This window comes from Paraburkholderia sp. RAU6.4a, assembly GCF_050435625.1.
Taxonomy (GTDB): Bacteria; Pseudomonadota; Gammaproteobacteria; order Burkholderiales; family Burkholderiaceae; genus Paraburkholderia; species Paraburkholderia tuberum.
The window spans coordinates 668,603-685,719 of sequence record NZ_JBNDKQ010000002.1; the positions used below are offsets into that span (position 1 = coordinate 668,603).

Genomic DNA, 17,117 nt, shown 5'->3' on the forward strand with positions numbered 1-17,117 from the left:
AGCAGGCCGCCTCGAAGATGCCTTCCCCGACTCCCACGTTCAGCGACTTTAGTTTGCGCTGCCGTCGCGCAGCAGAGCATCCGAGATCGTCGACAGCACCTCAGCCAGTCGTCTTGCCGTCTCGGGAGATGGCAGCGGCAACCTGAGACTTCGCGCGCCCGTCACGGCATCGCGCTCGACCCACGGGTGTGCGGCAACCGCGCCATCGCCCGGCTCATTCAACGCCGACGCCAGCGCCGCGCCGAACTGCAGCAACCCTGACCACGGTTCGATGGACGCGCCTCGTTGCGCTGTATCGATGGTCGAAGCTTGAAGCCGCTCGCCGGTACCGGCGAGGTCGGTTTCCACGACGCTCGCGTCACGCGCCGCGTCGCCGGACACGACTGCGCCGCTCGCGGCTTCCTCCGCCGCGGCCATGACCTCGCTCTCTCCCATGCGCCCCGCGACGTTTTCGACATCCTTCATGAAGCGGGTCAGGCGCGAACCACCGAGCAGAATTTCGCTGGCGCCGCCATCGAGGATGCCTTCCGCCAGCGAGCGCTTGAAAGCCAGCACCGACAGCATGCCCTCCTCGATCGTTCCCTTCGCGATGTAATTGACGACTTGTACCGGCTTTTTCTGGCCCAACCGGTAGATGCGCGCGATGCGCTGTTCCAGCACCGCCGGGTTCCACGGCAGATCCATGTTCACGAGCGTCGACGCGTGCTGGAGGTTGAGCCCCGTGCTACCTGCGTCCGTCGACAGAAATACCCGACAGTCCGAATCGTCCCGAAAGCGCTGCACCAGCGCGGGCCGATTTTCCGACGGCACGCCGCCATGGAAGCTGACGTAGCCGATGCCGAGCTTCTTGAGCCGGCGAATGACTATCTCATGCGTGCGCGTCCATTGACTGAACACCACGACTTTCTCGTCCGGCTGCGTGAAAAGCGACTCGAACAACGTCGCCAGCTCGTCGGCCTTCACGCCATGATCGGTTTCCTGGTCCAGCAGATAGGTGCTGTTGCACGACATGCGCATGTTCTGCAAAGCACAGGTGAGGCGCCGCTGGTCCTGATCCGACAGAAACCTGGTGTTACGCCAGCGCCGGACGATTTTGGCCACGATGTCCGCGTTTTCCGTGTGATACGCCATCTGCAGCTCGGTCATGGGCACCAGCAGATTCTGGTCGGTGCGCCCGGGCAACTGCAGCAGCACCTCGGACTTGCGACGCCGTATCATGATCGGTGCCAGGGTCTGGCTGATCTTCTCGAGGCCCGTGTATCCCGTCACGCGTCCCGCCTCGTCCTTGAGCTGATGTTCGTGCAGCAGCTTCCACGTGGGCCCGAGACGGTGCTGGTCGACGAATTGAACGATGGAAACGAGTTCCTCCAGCTTGTTTTCGAGAGGCGTTCCCGTCAGCACGACGGCATAGGGGCTGTCGATTCGCTTGAGAGCCTTCGCCGCAATGGTGTTCCAGTTCTTGATGCGCTGCGCCTCGTCGACGATGACCAGCTCCGGCGCCCACGCGGAAATCATGTCAAGGTCCGATTTCAGCTTCTCATAGTTGGTGATCTTGTAGAGATCCTGGGCCGCATATTCGCCCCGCCTCTGGGCAAGGCCGCCCGCGACTACCCTCGAAGCGTGGCCGGAGAACCGCGTGATCTCGCTCTGCCACTGATACTTGAGCGAAGTCGGGCAAATCACCAGCACTTTCGACACGCCAAAATGCCGGATCAGGATTTCCGCCGCCGCGACGGCCTGCACCGTCTTGCCGAGGCCCATTTCGTCGCCGATCAAGGCGCGCCCGGCACGCACGGCGAACAATGCGCCTTCGGCCTGGTACGGATAGAGCGGCACCTTGAGCAGCTTCTTCAGCGAGGGCGTCGCCCCTCCTTGCGGAAACTGCCCGTCGAGCATCCTGGCACGGCGCGCCGCATCGTTTCGGCCAGCGATGAAGTCGAGCGCGTCGTCATGGGCGCGCAATTCGTGCCCGGCCTTCGCCACCCTGGAGAGAAAGCGCCCGAGATCTTCGAAACGGTCCTCCGGCAGATGCCATCGCCGAGACTCGTCGAACAAAGCGGCGGCCGCTTTGGCTACCTTTGCCGGACAATCCGCGCCGGCGCGAAAATGGACCGCTCGCCCTCCCTCGTTTCGCAAATACAGCTCCGAGAATGCGGGCTGATAACCACGGGCGAAGGCCGCCTTTGCGCCTCGCTTGCGCAGCAGTCGCGACAAGGTAAATTCAATGTGCTTGCAGGTGCCGAGTTCGTTGGTGGCGTAATCGGGACAGTCGCAAAAGTTGTCGCCCGGGCAGGCCCCACGAATCGACACGCGATAGCTGAAGTTCGACTCCGGATTGCCGACGCGGAATTCGGAGAAATACGTCTCCGTCCCGAGATTCTCCAGCGAGAACGCTTGCTCTTGCCCGAATTGCCGACGCAAGGCGCGCTGCCAGTCGGCGGGCGACATGTGATCGGGGGCGTGGATGCGGGAAAGCTTCGAGGATCGACGTGACTTGGTGGAAGAGTGTTTGCTAGTCATGACTTGACGTGATATTTGCGCGACCGACCCGCTCAAACAATGCGAAGTCCAGCGGGTCTCGGATTGCCTCCCACGCGGGCAGATCCAGTCAAGTCAATCCGCCAACGGCTGAATCCGCCTCCCGGATCGAGTCCGTAAGGCGTCCTTGATTGCCTACCGGCTCGGTAAAAAAGAGGCCACACAGTATATCCCGGGCCTCGTCCTCCATCGCCCGCAGATTCGACACACAAGGTGGCACTCAGCACCGGCACTACCACATTCCCGGGCAATAGTTTCGGCACGTAGCTCTACCCGTCGATCCAGGCACTTCTCGATCCAGTCGCCAGGCTGAAACTTGACGGATTCTGCCACGGCGCGTATTGACATCAGATATACATTGCCCTGCCATACGAATATCTATCGTATATACAGTATGGAGTGCATCATGCGCGACGCACCTATTAATCTTCGCGCCTTGCCAGAGCAACGTGATCTGATCGATTACGCAGCGAGCCTGCTTGGCAAAAACCGCTCTGACTTTATGTTGGAGGCCGCTTGCGAGCGCGCTCAGGCCGTCGTCCTGGATCGCACTTTCTTTGGGCTTGATTCGGAAAAATTTAAGCAGTTCACCGAATTGCTAGACGCGCCGAAAGTCGCAAACGCGGGTCTTGCACGTCGTATGGACGTGAAAACACCTTGGAATGAAAACAGCGAATGAATCGGAAGCTTTCTGCTCCGCAACCGCTGCTGGCCGAGCACGACGTTGCCAGCTTTTCCTGCGGAAGGCTGGAGCTTGACGACTGGCTGAAGCGGCGCGCCCTGAATAACCACAACAGTGGGACAAGCCGTGTATTTGTAACGACCGATGATACCGGCCGCGTCTACGGCTCCTATGCCCTCGCGGCTGGAGCCGTTGCCCATGTCGAACCAACCGGCAACGTTCGTCGAAATATGCCGAATCCAATTCCGGTGGTTGTGCTTGGCCGGCTAGCGCGAGACGTAAATACAAAAGACATCCAACTCGGCGCTGCCCTTTTGAAGGATGCCCTCAATCGCGCTAGCTCGATCGCAAAAGATCTTGGCGTACGTGCGATGCTTGTGCATACGATTGACGCACACGCAGCAGCTTTTCGTACGGGTTCACACCTTCTCCGATTCATCCCCTCACACTCATGCTCCGACTGGCATGACGAGTGCGCAGAAAAGCCGCAGGGTGCGGCTTTTCTTCACCTGGCCAACTTTCCGCCACTACAGGCGCGTGGTTGGGACGACTTTTTACCGTCACCAACCACAAGACCTACAGACGCCCGCAAACCCACGCGGAGTCTAGCTTTTCGGGGAAAACTTTACCGTCATGCCCGGAATCGCATTGACGGTAACAATTGAAACCCGAATTTCGAACGGAACCATACCGTCCGGTTTACCGACACTTGTACCGTCTTTGATACCGTCAAATACGCCCAGCTTTCTACGGAATGGTGGAGATACCCATTAAAAATCAAATACTTAGAGGCAACGTTGCACTCTGATAGACAATCCGAACACACCTCGTAAGCCATTGATTTAATTGAGATATTTTTACCCTCACTCCCACTCGATTGTCGCAGGCGGCTTCCCCGAGATGTCGTAGACGACCCGGTTGATCCCGCGCACTTCGTTGATGATCCGGTTCGACACATGCCCAAGCAGTTCATGCGGCAGATGCGCCCAATGCGCGGTCATGAAGTCGAGCGTCTGCACCGCGCGCAACGCGACGACGTACTCGTAGGTGCGCCCGTCGCCCATCACGCCGACGCTCTTGACCGGCAGGAACACCGCGAACGCCTGGCTCGTCAGGTCGTACCACGACTTGCCGGTTTCCTTGTCGATCGTGTTGCGCAGCGTCTCGATGAAAATCGCGTCCGCGCGGCGCAGCAGGTCCGCGAAATCGCGCTTCACTTCGCCGAGGATCCGCACGCCCAGACCCGGACCCGGGAACGGATGGCGATACACCATCGAGTGCGGCAGACCCAGCTTCACGCCAAGCTCGCGCACTTCGTCCTTGAACAGCTCGCGCAACGGTTCGAGCAGCTTCAGGTTCAGCGTCTCCGGCAGACCACCAACGTTGTGGTGGCTCTTGATGGTTTGCGCGGCCTTCTTGCCCTTGCCCGCCGATTCGATCACGTCCGGATAGATCGTGCCTTGTGCCAGCCACTTCGCGTCGGTCAGCTTGCCGGCTTCGGCCTGGAACACTTCGACGAACTCCGCGCCGATGATCTTGCGCTTCGCTTCAGGATCGGTCACGCCGGCGAGCTTGCCGAGGAATGCTTGGCTCGCGTCGACGTGAATCACCTTCACGCCAAGGTGATCGGCGAACAGCGCCATCACCTGCTCGGCTTCGTTCAGGCGCAGCAGGCCATGGTCGACGAACACGCAGGTCAGTTGATCGCCGATCGCGCGGTGCAGCAGCGCCGCCGCCACCGACGAATCCACGCCGCCCGACAAGCCCAGAATGACGTGCTCGTTACCGACCTGCTCGCGAATCTTCGCGACGGCTTCGTCGATGTAGTGGCCCATTTCCCAATCGGCCTTCGCGCCGCAGATCTGCAGCACGAAGCGCTCGAGCATCGCGCGGCCCTGCACCGTGTGCGTGACTTCCGGATGCCATTGCAGGCCATAGAAGCGGCGCTGCTCGTCGGCCATCGCGGCGATCGGGCACGATTCCGTCGATGCCATCAGCGCGAAACCCGGCGGCATCTCCAGCACCTTGTCGCCGTGGCTCATCCATACCTTCAGCATGCCGTGGCCTTCGGACGTGGTGAAGTCGCTGATGCCTTCGAGCAGGCTCGTATGGTTGCGCGCGCGCACTTCGGCGTAGCCGAATTCGCGCAGATGACCGATGTCGACCTTGCCGCCGAGCTGCTGCGCCATCGCCTGCATGCCGTAGCAGATGCCGAGCACCGGCACGCCGAGTTCGAACACGGCTTGCGGCACGCGCGGCGTGTCTTCCTCGGTGACCGAGCTCGGGCCGCCCGACAGAATCACGCCCTTCGGCGCGAAGTCGCGGATGAACGACGCGTCGACGTCGTACGGATGGATTTCCGAATACACGTTGGCTTCGCGAACGCGACGTGCAATCAGTTGGGTGACTTGCGAACCGAAGTCGAGAATCAGGATCTTGTCATGCATGGCAGCGGACGGAATCAGAAGTGAGCGGATACGGAATGCCGCGCGCGAGGCGCGGCGTCGAATTCAAAGCGGTCCGCGCGGCGACGGTCTTGGCGCGGCGCGGACAGCCAACATTACGATGAAGCACAAGGGCGCGGCCAACCACGGAACTCGCCGCCTGCGATGCGCGCGAACGAAATCCGCTAGCTTCGGCAAACGGCCTGGCGCGCGGCGCTTCAACCATGAAACGGCGGGCGGGGTGCGCCGGGCACGTCGTTGCTGGTGTCGCGCGCGGCGCGTTCGGACTCGCTCTGGCCGGGCTCGCTTGCGGCCGGATGAAGCGGCGCGGTAGTGGCAACGGAAGCCGCGGCAGCCGGATTGGCCGGCCGCGTGACCGGCACGACGGGCTCTGGCACCGGCTCGGCGTGATAGACCGGAAAGCCCGCTGAGGCATGTGGCTCGCGCGCGTTGTCGCGTTCGGGTTCACGCTCCCGTGCGGCATCCTTTTCGGCCTCTTTCGCGGCACGCTTATCGGCACGACTGTCGGCCTTGCTCGACGAGGGCTTGATCACGATCCCCTTCTCGCGCCGCCGCACCGCACCCGACAGTCGCACGCCGCCGAGCCCGATCACCACCAGCACCACACCGGCCAGCACCGCCACCATCTGGCCGAAACCGGTCAGCGACGGCGTATGCAGCCCGAGCAGCCAGACCAGCATCAGCACGCCGATCAGCCAGTGCACATGACCGACGACCTTCGCGACCGTCGAGGTCAGCGCCCCGTCGAACGACGCATGCACCGCGAGCCACGCGAGCCCGATCAGCGCGACGCCGAACGCCTGGCCGACCAGCATCGGCTCCGTTGGCACCAGTTGCAACGCGTCGTACAGCGAGGTCCACGGCGTCAGCACGAACAGCAGGCCGAACGCCAGCAGCAACAACGCATCGAGGATCAGTACAACGCGCAGCAGTGGCTTCATGGGCGTTTAGTCCACGTGGTAGTTGGGCGCTTCCTTGGTGATTTGCACATCGTGCACATGCGACTCGCGCAGGCCCGCACCGGTGATCTGCACGAACTCGGCCTTCTCGTTCATTTCGGCGATGGTGCGGCAGCCGCAGTAGCCCATGCTCGCGCGCACGCCGCCGATCAGCTGGAACAGGATTGCGTTGACCGAACCCTTGTACGCGACGCGACCTTCGATGCCCTCCGGCACCAGCTTGTCGATGTTGGCCGAGTTGTCCTGGAAGTACCGGTCCGCCGCGCCGTCCTTCATGGCGCCGACCGAGCCCATGCCACGGTACGACTTGTACTGGCGGCCCTGGTACAGGAATACATCGCCCGGCGACTCCTCGGTACCGGCGAACATGCTGCCCATCATGACCGCGCTGGCGCCCGCCGCGAGCGCCTTGCTGACGTCGCCCGAGAAGCGCACGCCGCCGTCGGCGATGACCGGCACGCCGGTGCCACTCAGCGCTTCGGACACGTTGGAGATAGCGGTGACCTGCGGCACGCCGACGCCTGCGACGATTCGCGTCGTGCAGATGGAGCCCGGGCCGATACCGACCTTGACGCCGTCCGCGCCGTATTCGACGAGCGCCCTGGCGGCCGCGGCGGTTGCGATGTTGCCGCCGATCACCTCGACGTGCGGGAAGTTCTGCTTGACCCACTTGACGCGCTCGAGCACGCCCATGCTGTGGCCATGCGCGGTATCGACGACGATCACGTCGACGCCGGCCTGCACGAGCAGCTCGACGCGCTCTTCGTTGTCCGCACCGACGCCGACCGCCGCGCCCGCGCGCAGCTTGCCGTGCTCGTCCTTGCATGCATCCGGGTGCTCGGTCTGCTTGGTGATGTCCTTGACTGTCATCAGGCCGCGCAGTTCGAATGCGTCGTTGATGACCAGCACGCGCTCGAGGCGGTGGCTGTGCATCAGCGCCTTCGCTTCGGCGAGCGGCGTGCCTTCCTTGACGGTGACGAGGCGCTCGCGCGGCGTCATGATGTTGCGCACCGGCTCGTCCAGACGCTCTTCGAAGCGCAGGTCGCGATTCGTCACGATGCCGACGAGCTGCGAGCCCTCGACGACCGGGAAGCCCGAAATGCCATGCTGGCGCGACAGTGCGATCACGTCGCGCACTTTCATATGCGGCGGCACGGTGATCGGATCGCGCACGACGCCCGACTCGAAACGCTTGACCTTCGCGACTTCACGCGCCTGCTCGGCCGGCGTGAGGTTCTTGTGGATGATGCCGACGCCGCCCATTTGCGCCATGGCGATTGCCAGACGTGCTTCGGTGACCGTGTCCATCGCGGCGGACACGAGCGGCATGTTGAGGGAGATGTTGCGGGTCAGCCGGGTCTTGAGGCTGGTGTCGCGCGGCAGAACATCGGAGAAGGCCGGGACGAGGAGCACGTCATCGAACGTGAGTGCTGTTTGGATCAGACGCATGGCAAATCCTATAGGCGCAAAAGCGAATTATACGCGATACCACCCCGGTTTTCACTGCGCGAACAGCAGCTTAGCGAATTTCAGACGATTTTTTGCCGCTCCCGCCTGCGTCGATTTCGCTCGCCTGTTCGCGTCGGGTTCGAACGGGTTTCGTTTGCGCGTTCGCAAGCGAAATCGGAGCAGAGCCGGCGGCATTTTCGCGGCACGTACCCTGTCGAGCGGCGGTCGAGCGGCCTGAATGCAGGATCGAACAAGACGCCCCGCTCGCAAAACCGCTATTCTGCCGGCCATTCCAGTTTATCCAGCAGAGGCAGTCGATGCAGCGCGGTGTCGTATATGGCGTCATGGCCGGAGCCTTGTGGGGCATGGTGTTTCTGGTGCCGCGGGTGCTGCCCGACTTCTCCCCGCTCCTGCTCGTCGCCGGCCGCTACTCGATGTACGGCGTCGTGTCGCTCGCCGCGGCGCTGCCGATCGCGCGTTCGCTCGCCAAACGGCTGAGCCGCGAGGATCTGATCGCGCTCGTCAAGCTCGCGCTGGCCGGCAATATCGTCTATTACCTGCTGCTGACGGCCGCCGTGCACCTGATCGGAATCGCGCCGGCCTCGCTAATCGTCGGCGTGCTGCCGGTCACGGTCACGCTGGTCGGCCGGCGCGATCACGGCGCGGTGCCGCTCGCGCGCCTCGCATGGCCGCTCGCGACCGTGATGGCGGGCATCGTCTGCATCAATATCGACGTCTTTACGGTGGCCGGCGCGGCGCCGGTGAGCATCGCGACGCGCCTGCTCGGCGTGGCCTGCGCGGTGGGCGCGCTCATCTGCTGGACTTGGTTCGCGGTCGAGAACGCCCGTTACCTGCAGCGTCAGACGCATTTCAGCGGCAATGAGTGGTCGGTGCTGTGGGGCGTCGTGACTGGCGCGCTCGGCGGCGCGTTGTGGCTCGTGGTCGCGGTGCTGCCGTCGGGCGGCCCGCACGGTGAGTTGGCCGACCCGCGCTGGCACACGTTCTGGCTGCTCAACCTCGCACTCGCGATCGGCGCGTCGTGGCTCGGCAACGGCCTGTGGAATGCCGCGGCAAAACGGCTGCCGCTAACGCTGTCCGGCCAGATGATCGTGTTCGAGACGCTGTTCGCGCTGCTGTACGCGTTCATTTACGACGAGCGCCTGCCACGCCCGCTCGAACTCGCGGCGATCCTGCTGCTGGTGGCGGGGGTCTGGTGGTCGGTGCGCCGGCATTCGGACGACGATTCGTCGGGTGCGGCGCGCATCGAGGGCATGAACGATAAGGCGCAGACGGCGGCGCCTTGAGGTGACGTGACGCGATGATGCAAAACGGGCGGCGCGCGAAAAAAGTCCGCCGCCCCCCCCAACTAGCGCCGCCTAGCGCGAATCCTTGTTCAACCAACGCCGCCCCTCGATCGACCCCGCTTTGCGTGTCTTTTCGACGCGGCGCTGGCGCGACACCTTCGGATCCACCAGCAACGGCCGGTAAATCTCGACGCGATCATGGTCGGCCAGCACCGTATCGAGCGGCTTGAGCTTGCCGAACACGCCCACCTTCTGCGTGTTCAGATCGATCGACGGAAAGCGCTGCAGAATCCCGCTTGCGCCGATCGCCTGTTGCAGCGTCGCGCCCGCGGGCAACTCGACCGCAATCAGCGCCTGCTCGGCAGCGAGCGCATAGCAGACCTCGACCGTTAGCCGCGCGCTCATGACTGACCATAGCGCTGGTTGGCGCGCTTCACGAAAGATTCGACGAAGGTATTGGCGATGTGATTGAACACCGGCCCGATGATCTTCTCGAGCAGGATGCTGGTGAACTCGTAGTGCAGCGCGAATTCGATCTTGCACGCATCGGCGCGCAGCGGCGTGAAGCGCCAGAAACCGGTGAACTTGCGAAACGGACCGTCGGCGAATTCCATGTCGATGCGCGTGGGGCGCTCCATCGAGTTACGCGTGGCGAAATGCTGCTTGATGCCCTTGAAGTTGATATCGATCCTCGCCTCCATGCTGGTGTCGTCCCGGTGACGAATTTCGATGCCCCCGCACCATGGCAGGAACTTGGGGTAATCGTCGACGTCGGTGACGAGGTCGAACATCTGCTCCGCCGAGTGGCGAATCAAAACGGTTTTCTGGACATCTGCCATAAATTGAACAGCGCGTGGCAACGGTGGACGAGCGCCGCGGGCTTTCCTTGCCCCGCTTTGCTAAAATCGTGATTTTAAACGAGTTGGGCACTTTCCATTCATGAGCATCATAGACAACAGAAAAGCCTTCTACGACTACTCGGTCGAGGAACGCTATGAGGCAGGCCTCGTGCTCGAAGGATGGGAGGTCAAGGCGTTGCGCGCCGGGCGCGGCCAGATCAAGGAAGGCTACGTGGTGATCCGCAACGGCGAGCTGTTCCTGATCGGCACGCACATCAGCCCGCTGCCCGAAGCGTCGACGCACATCCATCCCGACCCGGTGCGCACGCGCAAGTTGCTGCTGCATAGCGAGGAGATCAGCAAGCTGATCGGCAAGGTCGAGCAGCGCGGCTACACGCTCGTGCCGCTGAATTTTCACTACAAGAACGGTCGCGTCAAATGCGAGATCGGTCTCGCGAAGGGCAAGAAGATGCACGACAAGCGCGAGACCGAGAAGAAACGCGACTGGGAGCGCGAGAAGGCGCGCTTGATGCGCTCGCCGACCTGAACGCGATTCGTTTCCGGCTCATGCAAAAATGGCCCGCGCATCGATGTGCGGGCCATTTGCTTTTACGTCACGCGCTCATTGCGCATGCATTGCCCGTTCGTCAGCGCAAGTCGCCGCGCGGCGGCTCCGCTGCCGCCTTGCTCTTGTTCACGATGGTCAGCGCCGACGCGATCATCGAACTCATGTTCGACATGTCGCCCGGCACGATCAGTGTCGTGCCCTGCCTGGCGAGGTTCGAGAACGCGTTCACGTACTGTTCGGCCACCTTCAGATTCACCGCGTCCATGCCGCCGTTCAGCTGGATCGCCGCCGCGATCTTCTGGATCGCCTGCGCGTTCGCCTCGGCCACCGCCAGAATCGCCGCGGCCTGCCCCTGCGCCTGATTGATCGCTGCCTGACGCTCGCCCTCGGACTTCTGGATCGCCGCCTCGCGGCCGCCCGACGCGATATTGATCTGCTCCTGCTTGCGCCCTTCCGATGCCGCGATCAGCGCGCGTTTCTCGCGCTCGGCGGTGATCTGCGCCTGCATCGCGTGAAGGATTTCCTTTGGCGGCGTCAGGTCCTTGATCTCGTAGCGCAGCACTTTTACGCCCCAGTTCGCGGCCGCCTCGTCCAGCGCGGACACGATGCTGTGATTGATGAAATCGCGCTCCTCGAAGGTCCGGTCCAGCTCCAGCTTGCCGATGACCGAGCGCAGCGTGGTCTGCGACAACTGCGTGATCGCGAACACGAAGTTGCTCGATCCGTACGATGCCTTCATCGGATCGGTGACCTGGAAATACAGCACACCGTCGACCTGCAGTTGCGTGTTATCGCGCGTAATACAGACCTGGCTCGGCACTTCGAGAGGAATTTCCTTCAGCACGTGCTTGTACGCGACCCGGTCGACGAACGGGAACGCGAAGCTCAGACCCGGCGTCAGCGTCGCGTGATAACGGCCGAGGCGCTCGAGCACCCACGCATGCTGCTGCGGCACGATCTTGATGGTCTGCGACGCGAGCATGATCACGACGATCAGCAGCACTGCCCCGACGATGGTTGAATCCATATCGCTACCCTCCGATTCTGCTTCGAATAGTTGTGCGCAGGTTGGTCGGGCCTGCGTTTTCAGCTTGGGCGGCCGGCGCTCGGATCGTCAGGTCGCGCTCGCGCGCGCCTTCGGCTGCCGACTCGCGACGACGACGAGGCAACTGCCCCGCAACTCCCTGATCTCGTAGACCTGCGCGTCTTCGGGTTCGCCCGCGGCCAGCTCGACGTCCCATGCCGCGCCACGATAGGTCGCGCGTGCTTTGCGCCCCTGCCAGGCCGGCACGTTCAGCGTCTGCCCGATATCCAGATTGACATCCGGATTGCGCGACGCCTGCTCGCGCCTACGACGGCCGAAGCGCGAGCGTCTGAGCACCACGACCGCCGCGAGTGCAACCAGCGCCGCCACTACGAATTGCAGATCGGTCCCGGCGCCGGCAATGCGCGCAAGCGCGGCCGCGACGAAGCCGAACGCGATCATCAACAGATAGAAGGTGCCGCTCATCAGTTCCAGCACGACAAGCACACCCGCCCCGATCCACCAGAACAGTCCACCAGGCGCCACGTCGACCTCCACAAAGCAAAACACCCCGGTTCTACCGGGGTGTTTATAGCACGAAGCGCACGTGCCTTTAACGCGTGCCGAATGCCGCCTGCGAAAGCGGCATTTGATACCTCGCGAGTTACTGCTTCGCCTTTGCCAGCTGCTGCCACGTATCGATGATCGTGTCGGGGTTGAGCGAGATCGACTTGATGCCTTCGTCAGTCAGCCATTGCGCGAAGTCCGGATGATCCGACGGCCCCTGGCCGCAGATACCGACGTACTTGTCGAGACGCAGACAGGTTTCGATCGCGCGCTTGAGCAGGAACTTGACCGCTGGATCACGCTCGTCGAAATCGACCGCGAGCAGCTCCATGCCCGAGTCGCGGTCGAGGCCGAGCGTGAGCTGCGTCAGGTCGTTCGAGCCGATCGAGAATCCGTCGAAGTACTGCAGGAACTCTTCCGCGAGGATCGCGTTCGTCGGCACTTCGCACATCATGATCAGACGCAGGCCCTTCTCGCCGCGCTTCAGGCCGAACTTCGCGAGCAGCCCGACCACGCGCTCCGCCTGCTTCAACGTACGCACGAACGGCACCATGATCTCGACGTTGTCGAGGCCCATCTCTTCACGCACCTTCTTCAGCGCGATGCATTCCATCTGGAACGCCTCGGCGAAGTCTTCCGCGATATAGCGCGACGCGCCGCGGAAACCCAGCATCGGGTTTTCCTCGTCCGGCTCGTAGCGCGAGCCACCGATCAGCTTCTTGTACTCGTTCGACTTGAAGTCCGACAGACGCACGATGACGGGCTTCGGATAGAACGCCGCCGCGATCGTTGCGATACCTTCGGTCAGCTTGTCGACGTAGAACGCGCGCGGCGACGCGTGACCGCGCGCGACGCTTTCGACCGCCTTCTTCAGGTCCTGATCGACGTTCGGGTACTCGAGGATCGCCTTCGGGTGCACGCCGATGTTGTTGTTGATGATGAACTCGAGCCGCGCGAGACCCACACCTGCGTTCGGCAGTTGCGAGAAGTCGAATGCGAGCTGCGGATTGCCGACGTTCATCATGATCTTCACCGGAATCGGCGGCAGTTCGCCGCGCTGCACTTCGGTGACTTCGGTTTCGAGCAGGCCGTCGTAGATCTTGCCTTCGTCGCCTTCAGCGCACGACACGGTGACGAGTGCGCCGTCCTTCAGCACGTCGGTCGCGTCGCCGCAGCCGACCACGGCCGGCACGCCCAGCTCACGCGCGATGATCGCCGCATGGCAGGTGCGGCCGCCACGGTTCGTGACGATTGCCGACGCACGCTTCATGACCGGCTCCCAGTTCGGATCGGTCATGTCGGCGACGAGCACGTCGCCCGGCTGCACGCGGTCCATCTCCGACGGGTCGTGGACCACGCGCACCGGACCCGCGCCGATCTTCTGACCGATCGCGCGGCCCGTTGCCAGCACGTTCGACTGGCCCTTCAGCTTGAAGCGCTGCTCGGCCTTGCCGCCGCCCTGGCTCTTCACCGTTTCCGGACGCGCCTGCAGGATGAAAATCTTGCCGTCGCGGCCGTCCTTGCCCCACTCGATGTCCATCGGACGCTGGTAGTGCTTCTCGATGATCACCGCGTACTTCGCGAGCTCGATCACGTCTTCGTCGGTGATCGAGAAGCGGTTGCGCTGTTCGTGCGCGACGTCGACGGTCTTCACGCGGCCCGGCTCGCCCGGCTTCGTGAACTCCATCTTGATCAGCTTCGAGCCGATCGAGCGGCGAATGATTGGGTACTTGCCCTGCGCGAGCGTGGTCTTGAACACGTAGAACTCGTCCGGATTCACCGCGCCCTGCACGACGGTTTCGCCGAGGCCATAGCTCGACGTGATGAAGACGGCGTCCTTGAAGCCCGATTCGGTGTCCAGCGTGAACATCACGCCCGCGGCGCCGACGTCCGAACGCACCATGCGCTGCACGCCCGCCGACAACGCGACTTCAGCATGCGTGAAGCCCTTGTGGACGCGATAGGAGATGGCGCGGTCGTTATACAGCGACGCGAACACGTGCTTCATGCGATCAAGCACGTCGTCGATGCCGACCACGTTCAGGTAGCTTTCCTGCTGACCGGCGAACGATGCGTCCGGCAGGTCTTCCGCGGTCGCGGATGAACGCACGGCAAACGACAGCTCCTCGGGCGAGCTCTGTTGCAGCGTGTCGAACCCCGCGCGAATGTCAGCCTCGAGCTGCGGCTGCAGCGGCGCGTCGACGATCCATTGACGGATCTCCTTGCCCGCTTCGGCGAGCGCCTTCACGTCGTCGACGTCGAGCGTCTCGAGACGTTTGGCGATGCGCTCGGTCAGATCGTTGTGCTGCAGGAAGTCACGGAACGCGAGCGCGGTGGTCGCGAAGCCGGTCGGCACGCGCACGCCGGCTTCGGCGAGCTGGCTGATCATCTCGCCCAGCGACGCGTTCTTGCCGCCGACGATCTCCACGTCGGTCATCCGCAACTGCTCGAACGGAACTACATACGCCTTGTCCTTTGCGACGGTAACTGCGTTAGTCATACAAGCCCCTAAGTGTGAAAGAAATTCACGACTGTGCAAGTGGGCTTGAACACGGGCAGCGCATTGGAAGCCTCGACCCCGTGTCTTGCACAACCTGTTAGATAAGCAATCGCCTGGACGGCGGAGATGCGTTGCATGGCGCGCCGGCCGTGGCGCACGAGGCGGAGCACCGAAGAACGCGGTTGAGCGGACTTACCGCTCGATTTGTCGCGTTCAACGCATATTGACATTAGATAACGTGACGTTGAACGACCGTTCGCGGCAAGTTAGCGGCCAATCGCCTGCAATTGCTTATCCAACAGGTTGCCGCTATTCTACCGTGCCGACTCCTGAAATGTGGCAGTCGGTCGAGAATTGCGCCTCGAATCGCGCGCCGACCGAGCCAGCGGGCTTTTGCGGGACCGCCCGCGCGGGACGCGAGCGTGGCGCGCCCGCCGCCGCGCGGTTTGATTCGAGCGCGTTGTCGCGCTCGCGCTTTCCGGCTCATTTGCCTTTCACGTTCACAACTCCTCTGATGCCGCCCACCGTATTCATCGTCTCAGACGGTACCGGGATTACTGCCGAAACCTTCGCGCATTCGATCCTCTCCCAGTTCGACCAGAAATTCCGCCTGGTTCGCGTGCCTTTCGTCGACTCGACCGAGAAGGCCTACGCAACGCTCGAAAAGATCAACGAAGCGGTCGTGCAGGACGGCCGTCGACCGATCGTGTTCACCACGCTCGTCGATAGCTCGTCGAATCAGATCGTGAAGGGTTCGAACGCGCTCGTGCTCGACATGTTCCAGACCTTCGTCGAGCCGCTCGAGCAGGAACTGGAACTGAAGTCGAGCCACGCGATGGGGCGCGGCCACCAGAACGCGGACACCGAGGAGTACAAGAACCGGATCGAGGCAATCAATTTCTCGCTCGCGCACGACGACGGTCAATCGAATCGCAATCTCGCAGACGCCGACGTGATCCTCGTCGGCGTGTCGCGCAGCGGCAAGACGCCGACGAGCCTTTACCTGGCGATGCAGTACGGCGTGAAAGCGGCGAACTATCCGCTGATTCCCGAAGATTTCGAACGCGGCAAACTGCCGACGCCGCTACGCGAGCATCGACAGAAGATGTTCGGGTTGTCGATCGATCCGCAGCGGCTGTCGGAGATCCGTAACGAGCGGCGGCCGGGCAGCAAGTATGCGGCGCCGGAAAACTGTCGCTATGAGATCAACGAAGCCGAAACGATGATGCGGCGCGAGGGGATCAAGTGGCTGTCGTCGACGCACAAGTCGATCGAGGAAATCGCGACGACGATCCTGCAGGAGATCAAGCTGGATCGGCCGTCGTATTGAGGGATGGCCGAGCAGGCGTTGCGTTGCCGGGCCAGAGCCCTCGCAACGCCACTTAAGTCTACTTTTTGCGCCCGCGCTGCTGCCGGCACTGCTCGAACACGCAGACCGCCGCCGCGGCCGCCACGTTCAGCGACTCCATACCGCCGGGCTGCGGAATCGTCACCCGCAACGACACGGCATCGCGCCACGCCTGCGACACGCCCGCCCCTTCGTTGCCGAACACCCACGCGAGCGGCCTGCTCAGGTCGCTGTCATAGATCGCTTCGGCACCGTGCGAATCGGTGATGACGATCGGTACCGCGAGCCGTTCGATCAGCGCACGCGCTTCGACATCCTCATGAATCTGCAACAGGAAGTGCGCGCCCATCCCGGAACGCAGCACCTTCGACGACCACGCGTATGCGGTGCCCGGCGCGCAGAACACGTGCTCGATACCCGCAGCCGCTGCGCTGCGCAGAATCGAGCCGACGTTGCCCGCGTCCTGCACGCCGTCGAGCACGAGACAGTTTTGCTCGAGGCGCTCGGGCAGCGGTGCGTCGAGCTTCTCGACGAGCAGCAGAATCCCGACCCCATGCACGACATTCGACAACTGTCCGAACAACGCATCCGGCAGCGTCACGAGCCGATGCTCGTCGATCCGTGACACGATCGCCTGCGCTTCGTCGTGACCCAACGCGCCGTCGGTGACGACGCATAGCTCCGGCTGACCTGCGACGTCGAGATACGTGCTCGCGAGATGGAAGCCCTCGAGCAGCGCGTGGCCGCTGCGGCGCTGTTGATGCGTCGAGCCGGCCAGTGCCTTCAGGCGCTTGTAGAGCGGATTGTCCCGCGAGGTGATGGCTTTCACAGGCAGCGAAGGCGGTGAGAAGGGAAAAGGAATCAGCGGCAATCA

At 62.8% G+C, this 17,117-nt stretch carries 15 protein-coding genes; 5 read left to right on the forward strand and 10 right to left on the reverse strand.

Features of this window, described 5'->3' with window-relative positions:
• Nucleotides 1–48: 48 nt before the first annotated feature.
• Nucleotides 49–2,556 carry a DEAD/DEAH box helicase gene (locus tag OKW40_RS07790; RefSeq protein WP_429489085.1) on the reverse strand — a complete coding sequence of 836 codons (2,508 nt, stop codon included), beginning with the start codon at nucleotides 2,554–2,556 and terminating at the stop codon, nucleotides 49–51.
• 388 nt (nucleotides 2,557–2,944) lie between these two features.
• Between OKW40_RS07790 and OKW40_RS07795 the strand changes: the two genes are divergently transcribed.
• Nucleotides 2,945–3,217, forward strand: a complete 273-nt coding sequence (locus tag OKW40_RS07795; protein ID WP_429489087.1) for a DUF1778 domain-containing protein — start codon at nucleotides 2,945–2,947, stop codon at nucleotides 3,215–3,217.
• Entirely contained in the window at nucleotides 3,214–3,885 is a 672-nt protein-coding gene (locus tag OKW40_RS07800) for a hypothetical protein (RefSeq protein ID WP_429489089.1), read from the forward strand. The genes OKW40_RS07795 and OKW40_RS07800 overlap by 4 nt, the downstream gene beginning before the upstream one ends.
• A 198-nt stretch (nucleotides 3,886–4,083) precedes the next feature.
• Here the strand turns inward: OKW40_RS07800 and guaA are convergent, their stop codons facing one another.
• The 3 genes from guaA to guaB form a co-directional block, all read right to left on the reverse strand.
• Nucleotides 4,084–5,667 carry a glutamine-hydrolyzing GMP synthase gene (gene guaA, locus OKW40_RS07805; RefSeq protein WP_429405582.1) on the reverse strand — a complete coding sequence of 528 codons (1,584 nt, stop codon included), beginning with the start codon at nucleotides 5,665–5,667 and terminating at the stop codon, nucleotides 4,084–4,086.
• Between the two features lie 215 nt (nucleotides 5,668–5,882).
• On the reverse strand, nucleotides 5,883–6,626 hold the full coding sequence (locus OKW40_RS07810; RefSeq protein ID WP_429355706.1) for a hypothetical protein: 744 nt from the start codon (nucleotides 6,624–6,626) through the stop codon (nucleotides 5,883–5,885).
• 6 nt (nucleotides 6,627–6,632) lie between these two features.
• The gene (guaB, locus tag OKW40_RS07815) at nucleotides 6,633–8,093 is read right to left on the reverse strand and encodes an IMP dehydrogenase (RefSeq protein WP_429355707.1); all 1,461 of its coding nucleotides are present in this window, start codon (nucleotides 8,091–8,093) and stop codon (nucleotides 6,633–6,635) included.
• A gap of 317 nt (nucleotides 8,094–8,410) precedes the next feature.
• Here guaB and OKW40_RS07820 point away from each other — a divergent pair, with 317 nt between their 5' ends.
• Entirely contained in the window at nucleotides 8,411–9,397 is a 987-nt protein-coding gene (locus tag OKW40_RS07820) for a DMT family transporter (RefSeq protein ID WP_429489092.1), read from the forward strand.
• Between the two features lie 72 nt (nucleotides 9,398–9,469).
• Here OKW40_RS07820 and OKW40_RS07825 read toward each other — a convergent pair whose 3' ends face one another.
• Entirely contained in the window at nucleotides 9,470–9,802 is a 333-nt protein-coding gene (locus tag OKW40_RS07825) for an RnfH family protein (RefSeq protein WP_090800565.1), read from the reverse strand.
• Entirely contained in the window at nucleotides 9,799–10,236 is a 438-nt protein-coding gene (locus OKW40_RS07830; RefSeq protein ID WP_018417666.1) for a type II toxin-antitoxin system RatA family toxin, read from the reverse strand. Before OKW40_RS07830 ends, OKW40_RS07825 begins: the two co-directional genes overlap by 4 nt.
• A gap of 100 nt (nucleotides 10,237–10,336) precedes the next feature.
• Between OKW40_RS07830 and smpB the strand changes: the two genes are divergently transcribed.
• The gene (smpB, locus tag OKW40_RS07835; protein ID WP_013089686.1) at nucleotides 10,337–10,783 is read left to right on the forward strand and encodes an SsrA-binding protein SmpB; all 447 of its coding nucleotides are present in this window, start codon (nucleotides 10,337–10,339) and stop codon (nucleotides 10,781–10,783) included.
• Nucleotides 10,784–10,883: 100 nt separating this feature from the next.
• On the opposite strand, the gene OKW40_RS07840 is transcribed toward smpB, so the two are convergent.
• The 3 genes from OKW40_RS07840 to ppsA all read right to left on the reverse strand — a co-directional run bounded on the left by OKW40_RS07840 (nucleotide 10,884) and on the right by ppsA (nucleotide 14,895).
• Complete coding sequence (locus OKW40_RS07840; RefSeq protein ID WP_429489094.1) at nucleotides 10,884–11,831, reverse strand: SPFH domain-containing protein; 948 nt, start codon at nucleotides 11,829–11,831, stop codon at nucleotides 10,884–10,886.
• Nucleotides 11,832–11,918: 87 nt separating this feature from the next.
• Nucleotides 11,919–12,374 (reverse strand): NfeD family protein, encoded by a 456-nt coding sequence (locus tag OKW40_RS07845; protein WP_018417664.1) that lies wholly within the window; start codon nucleotides 12,372–12,374, stop codon nucleotides 11,919–11,921.
• 118 nt (nucleotides 12,375–12,492) lie between these two features.
• A complete protein-coding gene (ppsA, locus tag OKW40_RS07850; protein ID WP_184056885.1) occupies nucleotides 12,493–14,895 on the reverse strand; it encodes a phosphoenolpyruvate synthase in 2,403 nt (800 codons plus the stop codon).
• Nucleotides 14,896–15,409: 514 nt separating this feature from the next.
• Here ppsA and ppsR point away from each other — a divergent pair.
• Nucleotides 15,410–16,225 (forward strand): posphoenolpyruvate synthetase regulatory kinase/phosphorylase PpsR, encoded by an 816-nt coding sequence (ppsR, locus tag OKW40_RS07855; RefSeq protein WP_090800570.1) that lies wholly within the window; start codon nucleotides 15,410–15,412, stop codon nucleotides 16,223–16,225.
• A gap of 58 nt (nucleotides 16,226–16,283) precedes the next feature.
• Here the strand turns inward: ppsR and OKW40_RS07860 are convergent, their stop codons facing one another.
• Nucleotides 16,284–17,072: a TrmH family RNA methyltransferase gene (locus tag OKW40_RS07860; protein WP_429489096.1), complete on the reverse strand. Its 789-nt coding sequence runs from the start codon at nucleotides 17,070–17,072 to the stop codon at nucleotides 16,284–16,286.
• Nucleotides 17,073–17,117: the final 45 nt, after the last annotated feature.